Source organism: Caballeronia sp. AZ10_KS36 (assembly GCF_023631105.1).
In the GTDB taxonomy this organism is placed as follows: domain Bacteria; phylum Pseudomonadota; class Gammaproteobacteria; order Burkholderiales; family Burkholderiaceae; genus Caballeronia.
This window is the reverse complement of record NZ_JALQDQ010000047.1, coordinates 1-1118: the sequence shown is the minus strand read 5'-3', so window position 1 is coordinate 1118 and position 1118 is coordinate 1. Positions and strand designations below refer to the sequence as shown.

General features: G+C 60.1%; 1 protein-coding gene. It reads right to left on the bottom strand.

Annotated features, from left to right (window positions below):
- Window positions 1–13 precede the first annotated feature (13 nt).
- Window positions 14–1075 (bottom strand): IS630 family transposase, encoded by a 1062-nt coding sequence (locus NCR35_RS27975; protein WP_250479767.1) that lies wholly within the window; start codon window positions 1073–1075, stop codon window positions 14–16.
- Window positions 1076–1118 lie beyond the last annotated feature (43 nt).

Below are 1118 nucleotides of genomic sequence, written 5' to 3'. Positions count from 1 at the left end.
CTAGTCGACTGCGTCATTGATTTGGCACCTGGCGGATTCGACGTGAAGGATCGTCATACTTCCACTTGATCGGCTTTGGATGTTTATTGTGCTCGCGGATGTAATGCATGAGTTTGCGATCCAGATCTTTTACTGAAGTGAAGATGCCACGGGCGATCACATCACGCTGGATGCGCGAGAACCAGTTTTCCACTTGGTTAAGCCACGACGAATAGGTCGGCGTGAAGTGCAGACGTACGTTGCGATGCGCGTTGAGGAAGGTGGCCACCCGCTCCGTCTTATGGCTACTCACGTTGTCACAGATGACATGGATTTCTCTGCGTTTGGGCTGGCTGGCCACGACGTCGGTCAGGAAGGCCACAAACTGTTCGCTGGTGTGGCGCGGCGCTGTTTTGCCCAGCACCTCGCCGGTCGCAGTATTGAACGCCGCGAACAGGCTGAGCGTGCCGTTGCGCTTGTACTCGAAGCCGTGACTCTCGGCGCGCCCCGGCGACAGCGGCAGCATCCGGTCCTTGCGGTCGAGTGCCTGAATCGCGGTCTTCTCGTCCACACAGAACACCGCTGCGTGCGCCGGCGGGTTCAGGTAAAGCCCGATCACGTCGGCTGCTTTGGCCTCGAAGTCCGGGTCGTTGGAGACCATGTGCCGCTCCAACTTCTGCGGCTTGACCCCATGCTTGCGCCAGATGCGCTGCACGGTCGAGACCGACACGTCGCCAAGCTCTGCCGCAAGCTTATAGCTGCTCCAGTGTGTCGAGCCGTCGGCGGGTTTGTGCTTGAGAGTACGGTTGAGCACACGCGCCTCAAGTCTGGCTGGCGGCTGCTTGGGAGCGCGCCCGGGATGTCGGGCGTACATGCCAGACAGTCGCTCGCTAAGAAAGCGCCCCGACCAGCGCGCGATGAAGCGCGAGTCGCAACCCAGTGTGCGCATGATGCTGTCGCGCGATTCGCCGTCCTCGAGCATCAGGATCAACTTCGCGCGTCGTACGTCCGCCGCACGCACCGTTCGGCTGCGCGCCGCCGACAGCAGTTGCTCGCGTTCGGTATCGGTCAGATTCATTTTGCCCATGACCTGCATCTGAACACACTTGGGGTGCCAATTCAATGATGCAATGCACTAG